The organism is uncultured Allobosea sp. (assembly GCF_945957345.1).
Lineage (GTDB): Bacteria > Pseudomonadota > Alphaproteobacteria > Rhizobiales > Beijerinckiaceae > Allobosea.
This window is the reverse complement of the sequence record NZ_CAMFKW010000040.1, coordinates 18565-37885: the sequence shown is the minus strand read 5'-3', so window position 1 is coordinate 37885 and position 19321 is coordinate 18565. Positions and strand designations below refer to the sequence as shown.

Annotated in this window: 19 protein-coding genes; 4 read left to right on the top strand and 15 right to left on the bottom strand. The window is 65.3% G+C overall.

Annotated elements, in window-relative coordinates; genetic code table 11:
• Positions 1-30 precede the first annotated feature (30 nt).
• The 8 genes from Q0Q36_RS18465 to mobC form a co-directional block, all read right to left on the bottom strand.
• A complete protein-coding gene (locus Q0Q36_RS18465) occupies positions 31-1029 on the bottom strand; it encodes a hypothetical protein (RefSeq protein ID WP_293800170.1) in 999 nt (332 codons plus the stop codon).
• A 124-nt stretch (positions 1030-1153) separates the two neighbouring features.
• Entirely contained in the window at positions 1154-2074 is a 921-nt protein-coding gene (locus Q0Q36_RS18460) for a hypothetical protein (RefSeq protein ID WP_293800169.1), read from the bottom strand.
• 122 nt (positions 2075-2196) lie between these two features.
• The gene (locus Q0Q36_RS18455; protein ID WP_293800167.1) at positions 2197-3198 is read right to left on the bottom strand and encodes a hypothetical protein; all 1002 of its coding nucleotides are present in this window, start codon (positions 3196-3198) and stop codon (positions 2197-2199) included.
• A gap of 239 nt (positions 3199-3437) precedes the next feature.
• The gene (locus Q0Q36_RS18450; protein ID WP_293800165.1) at positions 3438-4844 is read right to left on the bottom strand and encodes a hypothetical protein; all 1407 of its coding nucleotides are present in this window, start codon (positions 4842-4844) and stop codon (positions 3438-3440) included.
• A 10-nt stretch (positions 4845-4854) separates the two neighbouring features.
• The gene (locus Q0Q36_RS18445) at positions 4855-5313 is read right to left on the bottom strand and encodes a hypothetical protein (RefSeq protein ID WP_293800163.1); all 459 of its coding nucleotides are present in this window, start codon (positions 5311-5313) and stop codon (positions 4855-4857) included.
• Between the two features lie 11 nt (positions 5314-5324).
• Positions 5325-5666: a phage integrase N-terminal SAM-like domain-containing protein gene (locus Q0Q36_RS18440; protein ID WP_293800161.1), complete on the bottom strand. Its 342-nt coding sequence runs from the start codon at positions 5664-5666 to the stop codon at positions 5325-5327.
• A 371-nt stretch (positions 5667-6037) separates the two neighbouring features.
• Positions 6038-7711, bottom strand: a complete 1674-nt coding sequence (locus tag Q0Q36_RS18435) for a hypothetical protein (RefSeq protein ID WP_293800159.1) — start codon at positions 7709-7711, stop codon at positions 6038-6040.
• Positions 7711-8082 (bottom strand): plasmid mobilization relaxosome protein MobC, encoded by a 372-nt coding sequence (gene mobC / locus Q0Q36_RS18430; protein WP_293800158.1) that lies wholly within the window; start codon positions 8080-8082, stop codon positions 7711-7713. The genes Q0Q36_RS18435 and mobC overlap by 1 nt, the downstream gene beginning before the upstream one ends.
• Positions 8083-8405: 323 nt before the next feature.
• Here mobC and Q0Q36_RS18425 point away from each other — a divergent pair, with 323 nt between their 5' ends.
• The 4 genes from Q0Q36_RS18425 (at position 8406) to Q0Q36_RS18410 (ending at position 12372) form a co-directional block, all read left to right on the top strand.
• The gene (locus Q0Q36_RS18425) at positions 8406-8927 is read left to right on the top strand and encodes a hypothetical protein (RefSeq protein WP_293800156.1); all 522 of its coding nucleotides are present in this window, start codon (positions 8406-8408) and stop codon (positions 8925-8927) included.
• Between the two features lie 41 nt (positions 8928-8968).
• The gene (locus Q0Q36_RS18420) at positions 8969-9835 is read left to right on the top strand and encodes a hypothetical protein (RefSeq protein ID WP_293800154.1); all 867 of its coding nucleotides are present in this window, start codon (positions 8969-8971) and stop codon (positions 9833-9835) included.
• 1 nt (position 9836) lies between these two features.
• Positions 9837-10721: a hypothetical protein gene (locus Q0Q36_RS18415; protein ID WP_293800152.1), complete on the top strand. Its 885-nt coding sequence runs from the start codon at positions 9837-9839 to the stop codon at positions 10719-10721.
• 121 nt (positions 10722-10842) lie between these two features.
• Positions 10843-12372, top strand: coding sequence for a hypothetical protein (locus Q0Q36_RS18410; protein ID WP_293800150.1), 1530 nt, complete (start codon positions 10843-10845; stop codon positions 12370-12372).
• Between the two features lie 161 nt (positions 12373-12533).
• On the opposite strand, the gene hutH is transcribed toward Q0Q36_RS18410, so the two are convergent.
• From hutH to Q0Q36_RS18375, 7 genes are all read right to left on the bottom strand, one after another.
• Positions 12534-14072: a histidine ammonia-lyase gene (gene hutH / locus Q0Q36_RS18405; protein WP_293800148.1), complete on the bottom strand. Its 1539-nt coding sequence runs from the start codon at positions 14070-14072 to the stop codon at positions 12534-12536.
• Positions 14073-14254: 182 nt separating this feature from the next.
• Positions 14255-14899: a UbiX family flavin prenyltransferase gene (locus tag Q0Q36_RS18400; protein ID WP_293800146.1), complete on the bottom strand. Its 645-nt coding sequence runs from the start codon at positions 14897-14899 to the stop codon at positions 14255-14257.
• 15 nt (positions 14900-14914) lie between these two features.
• Positions 14915-15922 carry an ABC transporter substrate-binding protein gene (locus Q0Q36_RS18395; RefSeq protein WP_293800144.1) on the bottom strand — a complete coding sequence of 336 codons (1008 nt, stop codon included), beginning with the start codon at positions 15920-15922 and terminating at the stop codon, positions 14915-14917.
• Positions 15923-15938: 16 nt separating this feature from the next.
• Entirely contained in the window at positions 15939-16727 is a 789-nt protein-coding gene (locus Q0Q36_RS18390; protein ID WP_293800142.1) for an ABC transporter ATP-binding protein, read from the bottom strand.
• Complete coding sequence (locus tag Q0Q36_RS18385) at positions 16724-17542, bottom strand: ABC transporter permease (RefSeq protein WP_293800140.1); 819 nt, start codon at positions 17540-17542, stop codon at positions 16724-16726. Before Q0Q36_RS18385 ends, Q0Q36_RS18390 begins: the two co-directional genes overlap by 4 nt.
• Positions 17539-18639 carry a histidinol-phosphate transaminase gene (locus Q0Q36_RS18380; RefSeq protein ID WP_293800138.1) on the bottom strand — a complete coding sequence of 367 codons (1101 nt, stop codon included), beginning with the start codon at positions 18637-18639 and terminating at the stop codon, positions 17539-17541. Before Q0Q36_RS18380 ends, Q0Q36_RS18385 begins: the two co-directional genes overlap by 4 nt.
• Positions 18636-19316 (bottom strand): aspartate/glutamate racemase family protein, encoded by a 681-nt coding sequence (locus Q0Q36_RS18375; RefSeq protein ID WP_293800136.1) that lies wholly within the window; start codon positions 19314-19316, stop codon positions 18636-18638. The genes Q0Q36_RS18380 and Q0Q36_RS18375 overlap by 4 nt, the downstream gene beginning before the upstream one ends.
• Positions 19317-19321 lie beyond the last annotated feature (5 nt).

Genomic DNA, 19321 nt, shown 5'->3' with positions numbered 1-19321 from the left:
ACTCCTATGGCGAGGTCGCCTCGAGCTGGCCTAGACGATAGGGATCCAGTCCGGCTCGCGCACGACCGTCGCGGTGGGGCGCCAGCCATGGGCCGGCCAGGCGGCTTCCGTGAAGAGATGCCGGATGGCCGCCTGCATGTGCGAGGGATCGCCGCGGCTGGCGCGCGCGTTGATGACGGTGACGAGCCGCTCCTTCGCCTGCGCTTCCGGCGAATGCTTCAGCGCCGGCCAGGTCGCGATCTGCGCCGCTGCCAGATAGGCGAGGATGAGCGCGCCCTCGCAGGCCCAGCGCAGATCACGCACGCCATCCTCGGCCTGCCGTGCCAGGACCCGCAGCCTATCGGCGATCGCGAACATCTGCTCGACGCGAGCGAGACATGCCTCGAAGGACGGCTCCGCCTTCAGGAACAGGCCCCAGCGTGCGATCTCACGGGGAGTGAGCAGGACCTCCCCCGCCGCGGGCGGGGTGAGATCGACCAGATCGAAGTGCCTGATCGGCCAGCGCGCCAGACCCCGATCATCCTGGGACGGGGCTGCGGGTCCCGGCGGCACGATCAGCGGATCGATCGCATAGGCGGCGCGCTGCAGCCGGATGCGGATCGCGGTCGTGGCGTCGAGCATCGGCGCCTGGCCGCGCTCCGCATCGTCCCCATGGAGCACGTCGGCTTCCGCCAGCGCCATCTTGGCATGGGCGTCGTGAACGGTGTCGCAGGGCCAGATCGCGACGATCGCGCTGCACGAGAGCCCCGCGATGGCGAGCGCGACCCAGGCCCGGTTTTGCGGATCGGGGTGATGGCTGCCGATCAGCAACCTGCGGGCCTCATCGCCACAGCGCTTTGCGTCGATGGCGACAGCCTGAAGGTCAGGCGCGCTGCGCCGGAATGCGATCAGCTCCGACACCGAGGGGTCGTCGCCGATGCTTTCGGTGATCGCCATCAGAGGGTCGCGGATGGGCTCGGCCGGTCCGTCCTGGTCACCATTTGCATTGTCGTGCGGCGCAAGGGGGCCGCGTGAATCGTTCCTGGTCATGTCTTGCTCACTCATGTGGGTCGAAGCCCTGTCGGCTACGCCCTCGTCCGGCCCTTGGAATCGCGAAAGGGCACCGCGATCCGCGGCGCCCTCTCGGTATGTTCGGAGTCTGCTCCGGTCCGGATCAGAGTGGCTTGAACCGACCGGCCGTCTCCTGTTGCATGCGACGAAGCTCGCCGAGGCGATCGGCCATCGCACCGGCGAACATCACGATGTTCCGCAGGCGTGGTTCGACCAGGCGCTGGGCCAGTTCCTCGATCCGAGGCCGCGGGGTGACCTCACCGATCGTGACCGCGTCGATCAGGCAGGCCCGCGCGAGATCGGCCGCTGCCAGCAGGTTCGCGCCGTTGGAAGCGCGCTGCAGCCGATCGAGACGCTCGCGATCGAGATCGGCATCCTGCTCGATGGTTCTGGCGAAGCGATCGGCGTCGTCGAGCTGCAAGGCTGCACGCTCGACCAGGATCGCAGGTGAGGTTTGGTCGCGCAGAAAGGCCATGAGGCTGAGCCCCTGTTCCAGGCCGAGTGCGGTCGGGCGACCATCACGCGCGTCATCGGGCGCGGGCACGGTCGCCGCGTGAAACACGGTCTCGACCACGGCGGGTTCGCCGACGTCGCCATGCGCGAATGCCTTTCGTGCAGCCGCGATGAAGTCGGCATCGCTTCCGGCGGCCGTGATGATGTCGCTCAGCACGCGCCGACGCGCTGCGACGTCGCGCGGGAGACGCGGCGGCGCGAGCGCGACGGTGATCATCGCGGCATGGTTGAGCAGCAGGAGCGCGACCAGCATGTCGAAGAAGTACGCGACCTGTGCTCGTTCGGAGGTGCCGGCGAGAGCGAGGAAGCGGGTGATCTCGACGCCATGGCCGATGGAGCGCTCGGTCATCTCGCCGACTGGATGAGCCTCGGCGGCGAAGCTGGCGTAGCCCTTCTCCGCGCCCGCCGACAGCGACAGGCGCTCAGTGAAGGCGGCGAGGTCGTCGGTGACGCGTCGTAGCGGCAGCTCGAGCTCGATGTCGGCGAGCGAAGGCGTGGGAATGGTCTTCATGGTCAATCGTCCCGGTTCATAGGGGTGACAGCCACGTGGCTGCGTTGTCCTCTGGCCTCCCGGAATCGAGAGAGGCGCCCGATCCCGGACGCCTCCCTCATGCTCTTGTCGTCGGCCTCCGGTCAGACGAGCTCGTTCCAGTCGAAGACGAGCCGGTCGCGGGCATCGACCGGCAGCGTCTTGATCCACGCCGCCTCGGCCGTGACATGGCGGACAGCCGACTGCATGGCGGGAGGATCGCCGGCTTCGCCGCGCAGATTGACCAGCGCGACCACCTGCTTCTTGATCTCGAGCGCTTTCCGGTTGTGGACCGGCCAGATCATCACCTGGCAGGCGGCGAGATAGCCCATCAGGCGCGCGCCCTCGGCGGCGGTCATGAGTTCGCTGGCGTTGCCGGACCCGCGCTCGGCGAGCGTGAGCAGCCGGTCGCAGGTCTCGAACATCCGGCGCGCCCGCAGCAGCAGATGCTCGAGGTTGGGAGCGGCCCTGGCGAAGCCGGCCCATTCCACGATCTGGTGGTCGGCGAAGGCGGGCGGCCCGCCGCGCTTCGGCAGATGCGCGACGAGGTCGAAGCGTTCGAGCGGCCAGTTCGCCAGCCCGCGATCGTCGGCCTTCGGCGCCGCCGGCGCCGGGGGCAACATCAGCTCGGGCACGGCGAAGGCGCCGCGCTTCCAGCGGATCCGGCGGGCATGCTGCGGGTCGATCTGACTGTCGAAGTCCGCTTCGCGCTTGTGGAAGAGCGCGCCGGTCTTTTCCGCGAGGGCGAGCTTCGCCTCCGCCTGGTCGAGATCGTCGGCCGGGCAGAGCGCGACGAGCGCGACGAAGCTGAGGCTCATGATCTCGAGCCCGCCGCACACGGCTTCGTAGAGATCATCGCCCGATTCCCGCGCCAGCCAGACCCGGAACTCTTCACTGTCCAGGTTCTTGGCATTCCGCGCGGCATTCTTGAGATCGAGCGGCTGGCGCCTGAACGCCGTGAGCTCGGCGACGCTGGGATCGTCGCTGCCCGCGATCTCCATCGCCACCACGATCGGGTCGCGCAGCGCGTTGCCGGTCTGCTCATCCACCGTCCGGTTGGCACGCGGGGCGAGCGAGCGCCCTTCGTCCTGGTTCTTGTTGGTCATGTCCTGGAACTTTCAGTTGGGGTTACGACCATCTGGCCGCGTTTCCCCTCCGTTCCCCGGAATCCAGAAAGGGCCCCGTGCGGGAGCCCCTTATTCAGGCACGGCTGCCGACGATTTGGGCAGGTCAATCCTTCACACTGACGATGTTGCGCCGCAATATACGACCATGCCCGTTGGGCGTTTCCTCCCAGACTTCACCCCGCCGGGTTCGTCCCGGCGGGGTCTTTCGTTTGGATGCCCTACGCGGCCCGAGGCAGCCTCAGGCCGCGCCCCTGGAGCCAGCGCTCGATCGCGTCGAGCTGGCGGTGCCGATCCTGCTCGGCCAAGCTGAGTCCGGCCCGGAGCATGGTGATGCGCCGCAGCGCCGCCGGCCGCGTCAGCCACGGCACCTCCTCCCCGGGCTCGAGGCGATGGCCCTGCCAGGCTGCACCCTTCTCGCGTTCGGACGCCGAGAGAACCTCGGGAGCCTCGAGCCAGGCCCAGCGGTTGGCGAAGGCCTTGAGCCGGACATCGCCGAGACAGTCCCGGCCGAGCCGAACGCGCTGGTCCCAGGCGACCTCGTGCCAGCGCCGCGAGGTCATCGCGTCCTCGCGGCTGATGAAGCCGCCGCTATACAGGTTGGCGTCCGGCCAGGGGCTGGGCTCCTTGCCGGAGAAGCGGCCTGCGAGAGCGACCGCGAGGTTGTCGCGGAAGCGCGCATGGCCCCGGATCCGTGCCAGGCGCACATGGCACTGCGCCACTGATGGTATCTCGCCACGAGCGGCGTGGGCCACCATCTCCCAGGGCAACAGGATCGGCTGCGCATTGGTCTTGACCAGCCGGATCGGGCGCTCGCCTTTGGCGAACAGGAGCTCGCCGAGCTGTTCCGGCGTGGCATCGAGATAGCCCGGATCGATCGAGAGATCAGCGACGGCCCAGGACGCGCCGTTGCCCGGCACCTGCATGACGCCGCCGGCCGGGATCATGCCGCCGAAGAGCCCGAGGCCGATGGGCTCGGGTCGAGCGAGCAGCCCGGCCGGGCCGCTCTTGTGGGCATTGGCCAACATCGCCGCGACGATGGCCGGCGCGCGCTCGCGCAGCACTCTGAACAGCGCGATGGTGGCCTGGACGTCATTCAGCGCGTCATGCGCATCGGCCTCGTCGAGGACGATGCCGTTGGCGCGGCAGACCGGCCCCAGCCGCAGCGTCGGCTTGCCCTCCGGAGTTATGGGTATGGTGACGACGTCGGGCGCGAGCATCGTGAGGGCGCGCAGCATGATCAGCACGTCGGCGCGCTGATAGCCCGGCATCGAGGTCGGATAGGGCGGGAGCAACGTCTGGAAAAACCCGTGCCGCAGCACCTCCTCGTCATAGGCGATGGTGTTGAAGCCGAGGATCGTCGCGGGCGACGCCTCCGCGATGACACCGGCGATCGCCCGCATCAGTTCGAGCTGCGACAGTGGTTCGGCCTCGATCCTGTCGGGATCGAGGCCGGTGACGACGAGCGCGTCCGGGCTTGGCACCACATGGGCGGGAAGCCGCGCCCGCAGCACGGTCTCGCGCGAGGGCACGAGATCGTCACCGGTCGCCACGAAGGCCGCCTGCAGCGGCACGTTCCAGGCCGGGGCCAGGCCGGAGGTTTCCAGGTCGTAGAACAGGAAGCTCATCGCCGCGCCCTCAGTGCCGGCCCGGGGAGCCAGGCTCCAGCGGCACCTTGATCAGGCTGATGCCGAGCTCGCGCGCGTCCTGCTGCATCGCGGCTTCGATCATCGCGGACGTGCGAGACCGCCGGATCTCGTCCCCGTCGAGAACCATGGCCTCATAGACCATGATCTTGCGCTCGAAATGCGCCTCCTCGCGCGCCGGCGCCTCGGCCAGCATGAAGGCGAAGAAGCGCGCGGCCGCTCGCGCCCCTTCCGCCAGCTGCAATCCGGTCAGGCCGTCCTGCTCCGGATAGGTCCGCTCCGGCTGCTGTTCCAGCAGGAGGGCATGCGTCATGGCCTCCTGCCACAGGAGGTAGAACCTCGCGGGCTCGTCCGCGCTCATCCGGTAGCTGCGCTGGTAGCGCTTGAGATCCGCGTCCGTCGGGCGCGCCTCGTCCCGGGCGGTGTCATCCGCCCCATTCTTCCTCGTCATCGAAAATCCGCTCAGGCTCGCATGACCCGGAACGGCTCTCTCGGCTCAATTCCCGGGGGTTCCCGAAACTGGGTTCCGGGACTCGGCTGTCTTTTATCTAGTTCATCTACGCAGGTGGGTGGCGCTCGTCGAAGGCGTAAATTGGCCCCTATGCTCGCGCCGAGCGAAGCCAGACGCAGCTGGTAGCGGCGCAGATCCTCCGGGCCGGCCCGATCCGGCGGCACGCCGAGGAAGGCCGTGAACTCACGGACCTGCCGGATATAATCGCGCTGCGTGTGCTCGCCGAACTGGCGGATGGTCATGTCCTCGATCATCCGCTGACGCCGCGGAGTGACGGTGACGGAATCGATCATGGAAACCTCCGAAGATCAGGAGGAAACGACCCCGAAATCCTCGGATGCTGCGCCTCACAGTCTAAATCTCAGCGATGACCGCGCCGCAGCGCACTCCCGCGAGAACGGGTTAGTCCCGTGGCGCACCGATCCCGTCGCCTTCACAACGAGGACTCTGACCAGCTTGGACTGAGCCTGATGTCCTCGCGCTGATTTATAAGGGAAATTTCCGCCATACTGTCTTAAGTCGGGTGGACGACCCGCACGCGGAAAATAGGAGGAAGATATCAGCCTGATATTCAACGGATGCGATCCGGATGATCTGGCTGATACAAAAAGACAATACAGACGACGGGCGCCGCGATCAAGCGGCGAGGGCGGTTGGCAGCTGCCTACCGCTCGATATCTCGGCCCCGTGGTCTCTGTCGCGCGGTAGGTCGAGCCCGTGGATGTTGCCCGGTGCCGATCGGACCCTGTCCTCCGGGGCTATGTGGGAGCCTGTTCAGGGCGGCGCGCCGTCGGGCCTGATCCTCCTGTTGCGCCTGCTGGCGCAGCCGCTGGAAGTTCTGCTGCTGAAGCAAGAGGTCGGCCTGCGCCCGGCGTTGAAGGTTGGCTTGCTCGGCTCGCATGCGTGCCTTCCTCGCGAGATCCTGTTGCTCGGCGATCCGCCTGGCGACGGCACGCTCGCGGAAGAAGCGCTGGCTCTCCTCCCGAACCGCCTGGGCCATCTCGGACCGCTCCACGATCGCTGCCTGATCGGCGGCGATGCGCAGGCGCTTCGCGCTCGCGTAGCTTGGGATGGTAGCCACGGCGATGCCGGCCGCGGCGAGCGCGGGGATCAGGCCGGCGCCGGTCGCGAGCACGCCAACCGCGACCATGTAGAATACGGCCTTCCGGATCTCGCGGCCTGCGAAGAGTTTTGCGGCGATGAACCCGCGGTTGACGCGGGCCCTCCGGATGCGATCGCGCTGGCGGTACCGGCCTCGAACCTTCATCTGACGAGCCCGCAAGTCATCACGTTCTTCCGCCGACAGACGGGCAGCGAGGCGGGCTCGTCCCTTCCCGGCCTTGATTGCCTCCTCACGTTCGCCATCGGCCTCCATCTCGGCGACCAGCCTGTCGTATTCTGTGAGCACGGCTTCGGCGCTGCGCTGCGGAGCGTCGTTTCGAAGCCGCGCCTTCACGTCGTCCATGGCGGGCAGTTCACCCATGCTCGCGCCGACCGCAACCTCCCGGATGCGCGGCCCGTCGCCGTTCACCCGCAGGCGATTGAGATAGCGCGTCAGGCTGGTCGATTTCAGTGTCTCGCTGTCGATGAGCTGAACGATCGGTACGCCGGCGATACGCTTGTCTCCGGCCGCGAGGCGGAACCCGGCACCTTCGAGTTCCTCGCGCAGAAGCGCGAGATCGCCCCCAGCCTGTCGCCAGGCATACAGGACGCGCGCATTGATCAGTTCGGAATCGACGCCGAGCCGCTTATCCTGCCGGACTTCGGCCTTCGACTGGCGCAGGCCCTTCTCGGCCACAGGTCCCTGAGCCGCAAGCTCGGCGAGGTCATCCCGCCCACGCTCGCGCAGCAACTCGACGGTCCGATCCACCCTCGTGCTCGGCTGAAGCGCTTCGCCGAGCTCGATTTCGAGACGGCGGGCGAGCATCTCGTCGCGATCTCCGGACCGCCAGAAGCGCAGAGCCTTGCCGTCAACTTCCGAAGCCATCGAGAAGGCGACGTGGAAGTGGTGTGCGCGGTCACCCTTCTGGTGTTCTACGACCAGACGGGCGCTGCCTTCGGGGATACCGTATTCGGCCTCGATCGTGCGGAGAACCTGCTCGATCTCGTCGGAGCTGAGTCTTCGCTCCGGCGAGACTACGATGTGCACGATGTCCCGCTTCATGCGGCGAATCCGGCGGGCAGGGGCGGCCAGCACGCGCAGCGCCAGCGTCACGTCCTCGGGAACATCCCTACTGAGGTCCGAACGCACGAGGACGCATTCGTTCGAGCCTCGTCCGGTATCCGTCAGATGCCGGCCGAGCCCGCCGAGCCGGCGCGGTATCGTCTCGATATACATCAGGCATCGTCCTCGATGTGCAGCAGGTCCAGGATGCGCGTGATCAGCGCCTCCAGTGCCGCCCGCATCATCGCGACATCCGCCGCGATCTGCGCGGTGCTAGGATTGCCGTTCGCGGCTCGCGCGATCTGGTTGAGGTTGCGGCCCTGGGCCTTGAGTTCCTCCAGGATGGCGTCGAGCTGGACGGCGTTCGCCGCAGCGCGCCGAACCTTCGGTGCCCGCATCTGCGAATCCACGGCCTTCAGCACCAAGGCCCGGACCCAGATGCCGACCGGCATGCCGACGACCTCGGCCACGGTCGTCAGCTTGGTGTGCGTGGGCTCATCGACCCGGAACGCGACCAGGTGGGGGAAGCGGTTCTTCTCGCTCATCTCGATCTCCGATCTCGGCGAAGCCGGCGCCGAAGGGCGCACCCGGCTCTGCTGGGTTAGGGGTTCCACAGGGGGCGGTGCCCCCTTGGCAAGGAAGTCGTGTTGCTGGTTTCCAGTTAACACGGGCCGGACTTGCCCCTTTTATGAAATCAAATCAGATCATGATCAAATTGTAATTCAAGTATATGCGATAGTATCGCGATACGTATCAGGTCGTATCTTGGTATTAACAGATACGTATCTGTTCAATGCAATTACATGAGAATTACAATTACCAATGAATACGAATCTATGAGAACGTTAAAAGGCTGAAAGAGGGCATCATGTCTGACGAGAACGACGCGCCTGAGCCTCGAACCATGGATGCGATCCGGGCCGCCTTGGCCAAGGAGGCGCGTGCCGTGGCCGACAGCCGGACCTTTAAGCCGGCTTATGTCTGGCAGGTCGTCGCTTCGGCGCTGCAGGAGATCGAGGTGCTCGTCGTGGCGAGCAAGGGGCGCGGGAAGGGCGCGACCAAGGCTGCCTATGACGACATCGCCGTGAAGCTGCGAGCAGCGTCCTGCTTCGACGAGCTTTCGGGGGAGTCGGTCCGGCAGTACCGGTCGCGCCTCTTAAGCGGCAAGTACGACGTCAGGCTGGCCGCTCTCGGCTTCCGTCGGGTCGGCAGCCGCATCGTGGCCATTACGGACCTGCCGAAGGCCGGCGACGCGGCCCAGAACAATGTGCCGGTGGCGAGCGGCGAGCCGCTCGCGCCCCTCATCGGGCGGACGGTGCCGGAGCGAACCGTTTCGCGCTCTCAGCCTGACGACACCTCGGATGACGCAGCGCCGAAGCGGCTGCGGTGACGTCTCCTTCTCTCATCAACCAGCCGCCGAGGAGAACCTTCATGTCGAGCAATACCAGCAAGAAGCCGCCGCTGCCGGCGGTCGATCAAGAGACGGCCCGCGTGCCCTCCAATCAGGAGCTTCTCCAGCAGAGCCGCGGCACGGTCTTCGCCAAGGTCGTCGCGCTCGTGTTGGAAAACAAGGGCGGAGTCGGCAAGAGCCGGATCGCCGAGATCCTCTACTATACCCTGACCGACGGCGAGGACGCGTCGAAGAAGGTCCTGGTCGGGGAGACCGACAGCGCCAACCGCACCATGAAAATGGTTGGGGCCTCCGAGTTCATCGATCTCAACCAGGTCGAGTGGACCGGCCAGCTCGAATATATCGGCGAGCGGATCGCGACGGGCGAGTTCGATCACGCGGTGATCGATTGCGGTGCACGCGACGAGACCGCGATGCGGGCCTTCCTGCCCGAGTACGCCCGCGTCCTCGCCGGAATGGGCATCCGGCTCGTCGTGGTCCGGCCGCTCACGCTGTCGACCTTCGTGCAGAACAACGCCTACCGCTTCGTGACGAAGGTCAAGACCGACGACATGGCGGTGATCGCGGTCCGGAATGCCGGTCAGGGCCGCACGGGCCAGTTCGGGCATTGGCTCGCGAAGCGGGCGCGAGCCGAGATGCTGTCCTGCGGCGTGATCGAGATCGAGATGCAGGACGCTGGCCCGCGCTGGTCGGACGAGGCGGTCGGTTATGGCCTGACCTTCGCCGACATCGCGTTCGGGCGCTTCGGCAAGATCGTGGATGAAGAGGATCGGCAGGACGCCGTCGGCGTGTTCGAGCGCCCGATTCAGCTGTTCATCGCCCGATGGCTGCGGGCTCAGGCCCAGTCCTTCGGTGACGCGCTGAACGCCGCGACCGGGAGGGCGTGACGTGGCCAAAGAGGACCTCGATCGGCGGATCCGCGAACTCGAGGAGAGCGTTCCCGCCTGGGATCGTATCTCCGAGCCGGACGATGCCGATCGCGGCCGCCTTGAAAGGCTGGCCTTGCGCCTCTGGCGCGCGGGGCTGCCGCATGTGCTGCTGGGGGCAACGCTGGCGGTGGGAGCCATCGGCCTCTTGCCGGTGGCCGGCTACAATCTCGTCAATGCCGCTGATGCGCGGCTGGCGCGGGTGGTTCGAGCGCATTTGCCCGATGCGGACCGGATGGCTCAGGATGACTTGCTCGCCGGCGCCGCCGTCGGTGCGCAGGCGCTGAGCCTCGTCGCCGAGGTGGTGCGCAATCCCGTTCCGGACAACACGCTGTCGTGGCTGGGCCGGCTCAGCTTCGACACTCCCGCTCTGGTTCGGGGCGACCGCGTCGCGGCGCTGAAGGACATGGTCCGCCTGCTGGGCGATCTGCCGGCGGCTGAGCGCCTGGCGCGCCTCGACTGGCTGGTCACGCTGGCGGCTGAGACAACGAATCCGCATTCGGGCCTGGCCCATGGTCTGGAGGCCTTGTCGCGTCTGCCGCTCGATCTGCGCAAGCAGCTCCTCGCCAGCGATGCCGCGACGCTGAACTCCATCATCGGTGCGCTGCGGGATCGCGGCGCGGCCGGTCTGACGCTGGCGAGCCTCGCCAAGGCTCTCGCCGCCGAGAAGGACGATCTCGATCGCGAGGTCGCGCGCCGGCGTGCGGTGCTCGACGCCGTCAAGGCACGCCATGCCGCGGTCGCGGCGATCGGCGCGACCTGTGCCGACCCCTGGCGACGCTTCGAGACCTGTACCGCGGCTGTGCTGCCGGCGCCGGCCGCTCGATTGGACAAACCCCGGCCATGACCGCGCCGGGCCTCTCACTCTCTCATAGGAAAGGACAGACCATGGACATCGATACCTTCCCCGCCATCTGGCGCGCCATCTACGGCGCTTCCGACCCCGTCCATCAGGGGAGGGCCGTGTCGTGAGTTCGGATGACAGCATCGCGCTGACCGACGCCGATCTCCTCGTCGCCATCGCCGAGGAGCATTGCGATCTCTGCCGGAGTGGGGCGAGGGGCTATGCGACGATCGCCGCCGGCATCGGCAAGCGGACGCTCACCCTGCGCAGCAGCACCTTCCTGTCGACGCTGCGGCTGATGTTCCGCCAGCTCCAGGGTCGCGTGCCGCCCGCCAGCGCGGTGAAGAATGCCATCACCGCGCTGGAGGACCAGGCGTCGGAGCGGCGCGAGGAGCGCGTCTTCCTGCGGACCGGGCGGTACGAGAGCAGTGTCTATATCGATCTCGGCGACGACAGCTACCAGGCCGTCAAGGTCGATCCGACCGGCTGGAGCATCGTCGGCGACCTGCCGGTCCGCTTCACGCGCGGGGCGACCATGATGTCGCTGCCGCGGCCCCAGTCCGGCGGGACCGTCTCGCTCCTGCGGCCGTTCTTCAACCTCGCGAGCCCCGGCGAGTTCCAGCTGCTGGTGACCTGGTGCGTCGCAGCGCTGATGCCGGACGGGCCGTATCCGGTGATCGCCCTTGCGGGCGAGCAGGGGACCGGCAAGACCTCGTTCGCCCGGGCCGTGCACGATCTGGTCGATCCGAGCCGCTTGCCGCTGCGGGCGCTGCCGCGCAGCGAGCGCGATCTCTACATCTCGACCGCGAACACGCATGTCCTGAGCTTCGACAACATCTCCGTGATCTCCGACTGGCTCTCGGACGCCTTCTGCAAGATCGCGACCGGGGGCGGGTTCAGCACCCGCGCACTCTTCACGGACGAGGGCGAGGTCGTGTTCGAGGCGGTCCGGCCGCTGCTGCTGAATGGCATCGAGGAGGTCGTGCAGCGGCCTGATCTCGCCGACCGTGCCATCGTGTTCAACCTACCGGTGATCGACCCTGCCTCTCGGGTCGACCCCCAGCAGCTCGACGAGCAGTTCCGCCTCCAGCGGCCGGTGATGTTCGGTGTCCTGCTCGATCTGCTGGCCTTGGCGCTCGCGCGCCTGCCCGAGGTCAAGCCCGAACGCTTGCCGCGGATGGCGGGGTTCGCCCGCATCGGCATCGCGATCGAGAGCGTGTTCGGCCCGCCCGGCTGCTTCACGCAAGCCTACGACGCCAACCGGGCCGCGAGCTCGGATCTCCTGCTGCATGGCGATCCGATCGCCGCCGCCATCGTGAAGCTGATGAGCAATCGCCTGGCCTGGCAGGGGACCGCGACCGACCTCGCCAAACTCCTCGGGACCCGCATGGTCCCGCCGAAGGTTCTCGACCCCGCCGCCCTTGCTGGAAAGCTGCGCCGCCTCGCGCCGGTCCTGCGCGCCCGCGGCATCGACATCGCCTTCGATCGTGCCTCCGCCAAGGGGCGCACCCGGACTATCGCCATGACCCGCGTGGTCCAGGCTGTCGGCGCCCCGCTCGCCCCGTCCGCTCTGTCCGTACTGTCCGATGCGACCTCTTCTGCGGACGGCACGGACAGCGCGGACGGCAACGGCGGAAGGAGGTCGAGCTGTTGATCGGCTCCGATAAGCGATCCTCGGAAATCGGCTTCGCTGCATGGCTCGGCCCGGCTGCAGTCCGGCACTTGACCATTAGCTACACTAGCCCGGTCGAGTTAGAAAAGAGGTGGGATTGACCTAACGGACTGTCCTCAGAACCTGCAGCAGGCCACAAAGAGCTAAACGGCCGCCAGTGTGGGCAACAGACCCGTTGATACACTTGTGGTGAGCGTTCCCCCCGCCACGAGCTGAGCGGCGGCGGCAAGATCGGAAGCCATATAGCGGTCGTCTTCCAACGCGGGAACAACACTGCGCAGGCAGGAGACCGCTTTCTGCAACTCGGGGCTGGTGGTCAGGGGGCTTCGCAGTTCCACGCCCTGTGCGCCGGCCAACGCCTCGATACCGATGATATAGAATAGATTCTCGGTCATCTGCAGCAAACGTCGCGCAGCATGACAAGCCATGGATACGTGATCTTCCTGGTTGGCCGAGGTGGGCGTTGAGTCGACCGATGCGGGATGCGACATCTGCTTGTTCTCGCTCATCAGCGCCGCTGAGGTCACTTCGGCGATCATCAAGCCCGAATTCAGGCCCGGATTGCGAGCGAGGAACGGCGGCAGGCCGTAGGATAGAGCAGGATCAACCAGGAGCGCGATGCGGCGCTGAGCGATTGCCCCGATCTCGCAGACGGCGATCGCGATCTGATCGCTGGCGAAGGCGACAGGCTCGGCATGGAAATTGCCGCCAGATACGACGCTGCCGTCGGACAGAGCCAGCGGATTGTCGGTGACGGCGTTCGCCTCGATTTCCAGTGTGCGGCCGACTTGGCGCAAAAGGTCGAGGCAAGCCCCGCCCACCTGCGGCTGACAACGAATGCAATAGGGATCCTGCACCCGCTCGTCGCCATCGATATGGCTCTGCCGAATGACGGAGCCCTCAAGCAGGCCACGGAGCGTGGCGGCCGTGTCGATCTGCCCCTTATGGCCGCGGAGCGTGTGGATTTCTTCGGTGAAGGGAGCGGACGAGCCCATGGCGGCATCGGTGGACAGCGCACCGGTAATCAAAGCCGCCTGTGCGGCGCGGTGGGCTCGAAAAAGGCCAGCCAGTGCGAGTGCCGTCGAAGCCTGGGTCCCGTTGATGAGCGCCAGCCCTTCCTTCGCGGCAAGCACCAGCGGGGTCAGTCCGGCGCGTTGCAGCGCTTCACGGCCGGATAGGCATTCGCCTTGGAGAAAGGCCTGGCCCTCTCCCATCATCACGGCGGCAAGATGGGCGAGCGGCGCCAGATCCCCCGATGCGCCGACCGAGCCTTTCTCGGGGATCAGGGGCGTAACGCCCTTTTCAAGCATGGCCTCGATCAGGCGAACGACTTCCACGCGGGTGCCGGAAGCGCCGCGTCCCAGCGAAATGAGTTTCAGCGCCATGATGAGACGGACGACATCTTCCGGCAGCGGCGCGCCGACGCCGCAGCAATGCGACAGGATGAGATTGCGCTGGAGATCGGCAGTATCGGCTGCGTCGATCTTGATCGAGGCCAGCTTGCCGAAGCCTGTGTTGATACCGTAGACCGGCTCGTTGCCGGCAGCGATGGCCGCGATGCGTGCGGCGGCCTTTTCGATGCGCGCGTCGAAGCTGGTATCGAGGACAGCATTCTCGCCGTTCCAATAGATCGCAGCCAAATCGGCCAGCGTAACGGAACCGGGGCGAAGCGTGATGGTCATTGGGGATTTCCTCTGGAAGTGTTCTGAGCGCGGCGTGGCTTGCATTGGTCCAGGCCCGGTCGCGTCCTGACCGCAGGGAGTTGCCCGCAGGCTCTCCATGGCCATGGGGTAGCTGTGCTTTGTGTATATTATAGAAATTGGTGTTGATTCTCGGAGTTCTAATCGAATTTAGCCAAGTTATCTCATGGATCCGCGGGTTGCTTTTCTGTTTGCCGTTCGGTATCTGCGGATGAGGTGGGCTTTTTGCTCATCGTTATTGTTTCGCCCCATCGCTTCAACCTGACGGGTTCAACGCCGAACAAATCCAGCGCCCGCCCGACGCTATGATTCACGATGTCGTCGAGCGTGCTCGGCTTAGTATAGAACGCCGGCACCGGGGGCATGATCACCGCCCCCATTTCAGTGACCTGCGTCATGCTGCGCAGGTGACCGAGGTGGAGCGGTGTCTCCCGCACCATGAGAACCAATCGACGCCTTTCCTTGAGGACGACGTCGGCCGCTCGGGAAAGAAGGCCGGCGGTGACGCCGGTCGCGATCTCCGACAGACTTCGGATGGAGCAAGGCGCGACCAACATTCCCAGCGTCAGGAAGGAGCCGCTGGAAATGCTGGCTGCGATGTCGTCGGGCTTGTGTACGACGTCGGCGAGTGCCCGCAGGTCAGCCACCTTCATCTCCAGTTCCTGCGCTAGCGTGATCTGGGCCGAACGAGTCACGATGAGGTGGGTTTCGATGTCCGTTTTCCGGAGCATTTCAAGCGCACGCACGCCGTAGATCGCGCCTGAAGCGCCGCTTATGGCAACAATCAATCTGCGGGGGGCCGGCTTCACTCCGCTTTCCTCCGCTTACTTGATAAAGTCGTTGGTGTAATAGGTCGTCACGTCGGTAATGCCGGTCGTCAGGCCGCCGAACTCTTTCATCAGCGCCTGGGTCGCTTTCCAGCGGCTCTCCACGGACAAGCCGACGATACCGTCCTTGTCTCCTTCGGCACGCAGCAGCGCGGCAGTCGCTTTCAGCTTCTCCACTTCGACGCCGACATTGATGTTCGGCGCACGCATCTTGAGAGAGGCGATGGCTTCCTCGGGGTTCCGCAGCGCGTAATCATAGGCCCGCAGGCTGGCCTTCACGAAAGCTCGCACCACCTCCGGCGATTTCTCGATGGTGCTGGCATGCGCGACGATGCTGTCCCCCATCGTGTCGATGCCGAACGAAGCGTAGGTGAAGTATTTCAAGCCCCCGCCTGCGGTCGCCGACAAGCTGAGATAGCTGTCGTTCGGGAAACCGGTGATGGCCTCAGTGCGTTTCGCCAGGAAGGTCTGGTTGCGCGTGCCGCCGTCCGAGGCAATGATCCGCACATCGGACGCAGGCACGCCATTCTTCGCCAGAAGAGCGTACAGCATGGTGGTGGTCATATCGCCCTGCAGGGTCGCCACCTTTTTACCCTTGAGGTCCGCTGGCTGGTTGATGCCGTATTCCTGCCAGCTGATTAGAGCGTTCGGGCTGATCTGATAGACCTGCGCGACCGTCTTGATCGGCATGCCCTGGGCGACGCCCAACATCAGCGAGGGCGGATCGACAATCGCGAACGTATCCTGCTGACTTGCGACAAGCTGCATGGACGAGGTCATGCCGCGTCCCTCCAGCACGTCAACGTCCAGCCCTTCCTGCTTGTAGAAGCCCTTGTCGACGCCGAGCAGATAGGGAGATCGGTGGCCATTGTAGGTGAAGGCCAGACGGACCGTCACCTTCTTGAGATTCTCTGCCTGAGAAGGCGTGATCCCGAGTTCGGCCGATGCTGCGACGGTCAGTCCGCCGACAGCTGCCTGCATCGCTGTCCTGCGCGTGATCTTCATCTTTCCCACTCCCTTGTCATTCAGGATCGTAGACTTTCAGGACCCCGTGCTTCTCGAAGACGTGGCGCACCTGCGCCACGAGACTGACGAAGCGAGGGGTTTCCATGGTCGCCGGCCGCCTCGGATGCGGCAGATGTGTTTCTATGATTTCGGCGATGCGCCCCGGCCGCGGAGACATGACCACGACCCGGTCGGCAAGAAGGACCGCCTCTTGAATGTCATGGGTGATGAAGATCACGCTTTTGCGCGTCTTCAGCCATATCTGATGGAGTTCTATGACCATCTGCTCGCGCGTCAGGGCATCGAGGGCGCCGAAGGGCTCGTCCATCAGGAGCAGCGGCGGCTCGTGGATCAGCGCGCGGCAGATCGAGACACGCTGGCGCATTCCGCCTGACAGCTCGTAGGGATATTTCTTCTCGAACCCTTCGAGGCCGACCATCTTCAGCAGTTCGCGGGCGCGCGTTTCGTAAGCCCGCCTGTCGAGGCCGCGCATTTCCGGCTGAATGAGAATGTTGTCCAGCACGTTGCGCCAGTCGAGCAGGACGTCGGTTTGAAAGACGATTCCGAGATCCGTCACGGGTTGCGTGACGCGCTCACCCTTGACGCTGATCGAGCCGGAACTCGGGAAGGCCAGTCCCGAGGCCATCGACATGAGTGTGCTTTTGCCGCATCCGCTCGGGCCGACGATGGAGATGAACTCGCCGTCGCCCACCTCGAGGTTGAAATCGCGCAACGCTTCGATCGGGCCGCTGGCGGTGCCGTAGGACTTGTTGACGTGCTTGAAATCGAGCGTGGCGGTCATCATGCGCGCTCCTGACCGGTCGTCCGATGCGAGATGTGCCATGGCAGCAGGAGGCGCTCTGCGAGATCCACGACGGCAAAGAGGAGGACGCCGAGAATGCTGAGTACGACGACGATAGCGAACGATAGGACGACGTCGAGCGTGCCGTTTGCCACGATGAGCTGATAACCCAGCCCGCTGTCGGCCGCGACGAATTCGCCGACGACAGCACCCACCACGGCCAGCGTGCTGGCAACCTTGAGGCCCGCGAATATATGGGGCAACGCGGCGGGCAGCTGGAAGTTGAAGAAGATGCGCCGCCGCGGCGCTCCCATCGAGCGGGCCAGCCAGATGACTTCCTTCGGCGTGGACTTAAAGCCGATCAGCGCGTCGATCAGGATCGGGAAGAAGCAGATCAGGAAGGCGATGAGTACCTTCGGGAGCAATCCGAAGCCGAACCAGACCACGAATAAGGGTGCGATGGCGACTTTCGGAACCGTCTGAGATGCGACGAGGATTGGATAGAGCGCTCGCTCAAGCGATCGGAACTGGGCCAGAATGGCAGCCAGCGGAATGCTGATCACAATGGCAAGACCGAAACCGATGACCACCTCGTTCATCGTCACGGCCGTGTGCATCAGGAGCGCGCGGTAGTCGCTGATGATCCGCGTGACGATCATCGAGGGCGGCGGAAGCAGGTAGGCGGGAACTTTGCCGATCCGGACGCCGACCTCCCAAGCCAGGAGCAGCGCTACGGCGAGGATGAGACTGTCGAAGGACGAAAGCCATCGCCAACGAAAGCGCGCGGTATCAACACTATGTGGCACCGTTGCGGTCATCGGATCGTCTCCAGTGCAGCGATCAGCTTGAGATTATCCTTTCGGCCCCGCAGCGAGACGCGCAGCATGTTATGCTGTTCGAGGCCACGGAAAGACCCGGCATCCGCGACCACGATCCCCTTGCGGGCCAGCCGATCGGTCACCTCGGAGGCGTTTCGATCGCCCAGGTCTAGGAGCAGCATGTTGGCGTTGCTGCCGCAGATCGAAATCTGCGGAAAGGCCGCGAGCCTTTCCCTGAAATGGGCCGCCTCTTCGCTAAAGAACGCCTTGCAGGACGGCAGGAATGTCTCATCGGCAAGGGCTGCCGTGGCCGCATGCATGGCTGCGGCAGCCATGTTGAACGGTGGCCTGCCGATTTCGGCGACCTCGACCAGCCGCGCATCCGCCACCGCATAGCCGATACGCAGGCCCGCGAGGCCGAAATACTTGGAGAAGGTACGCATAACACAGAGATTTGGCAGGGTATTGCAAAGCGGTATGGCGCCTTGCTCCATCGGATAGATCAAAGCCTCATCGACGACAAAGATCGTCGCGGGATATGCTTTGGCAAGCCGCTCGATCTCAGCGTTCGCAACAGTCGCCCCGGTCGGGTTGTTTGGCGTGCAGATGAAGGCCAAGGCAACTCCGCCGGCGGCGAGAGCTTGTTCCATCCTGTCGACGGCGATGCGTTGTGGGATTTCGCTCTCGACGCCGACAACCTCGCAGCCTCTCAATCGCGCTTCCAATTCGTACCGTGGAAATGTCGGAATATGGACGAGAACCTTGTCGCCCTCGCTCGTCCACGCCTGCAGAACCAATTTGATGACGTCGTCGAGGCCGGCACCGAAGAAGAAGTTTTCCGCCGGAACATTGTGTCGCCGCGCGAGCGCCGAACGCAGGATGCCGAATTTCAGGTCGGGATAGAAATTGGTCGCAGCCAGCGCACGTTCGGCCGCGGCGATGGCCCCGACGGGAGATCCGAGAGGATTCACATTGAGCGAGAAGTCGACGATCTCCTGAGGAGCGAGGCCGTACCGGCCCGCGATCATCTCCGGGGACGACTCGGCTTCGTAGAGGCGCATGGAGGCCATACGTGCACTTTGGACGTTGATGGTCATTGTGCGAGGATCCTGCCAAATCCGGAGCGGCGCGCCGGTTCGCCGAGAGCACGAAGGATCGCCCAAAGCGTGACCTGGTTGCTGCTGAGGACCGGTTTGCCGAGGTCGCGCTCCAAGGTTTCGACGACTTCCAGCGCACGAAGATCAGTGCAGCTCAGGAACACCGCCTCGCTGTCGGGAGTATCGGCTTTCCGTGCCAGGGCGGCGATTTCTTCGGGAGGAACTTCCCGGATCGCCGCGCCGGAAAGCCCGAGCCCGACGAGAGAGGTCACCTGGATACCGTGGCCCTCGAAGAAGTCGCGCTCGACCTTGTTGACCGAGTCCAGATAGGGGGTCGCGAGCGCCGCCTTGCGGATACCGAGATGTTGGAAAGCGTCGATGATCGCCCGGGACGTCGCGACGACCGGACAATTGCCGATCGAAGCGATGAGATCGACCTGTTTGCGCAGGCCTTCTTCCCCATCGACGAAGCTCCCGCTCGTGCAGGCGAAGGCAATCAGGTCAGGGGATAGGTGGGAGAGGAGCGTCGCCGCATGTTCAACCCCTTGGTTCATCAGGCGCAACCCCTCCAGCGTCGTCGCCGAAAGGGGGATGCGCGTAGCATGGAAGGTGATCCCCTCCGGTGCCGCCCAGGCGAAATCCGGCTCCACGACAGCGTTGACGGAGGGTACGATCAACCCCA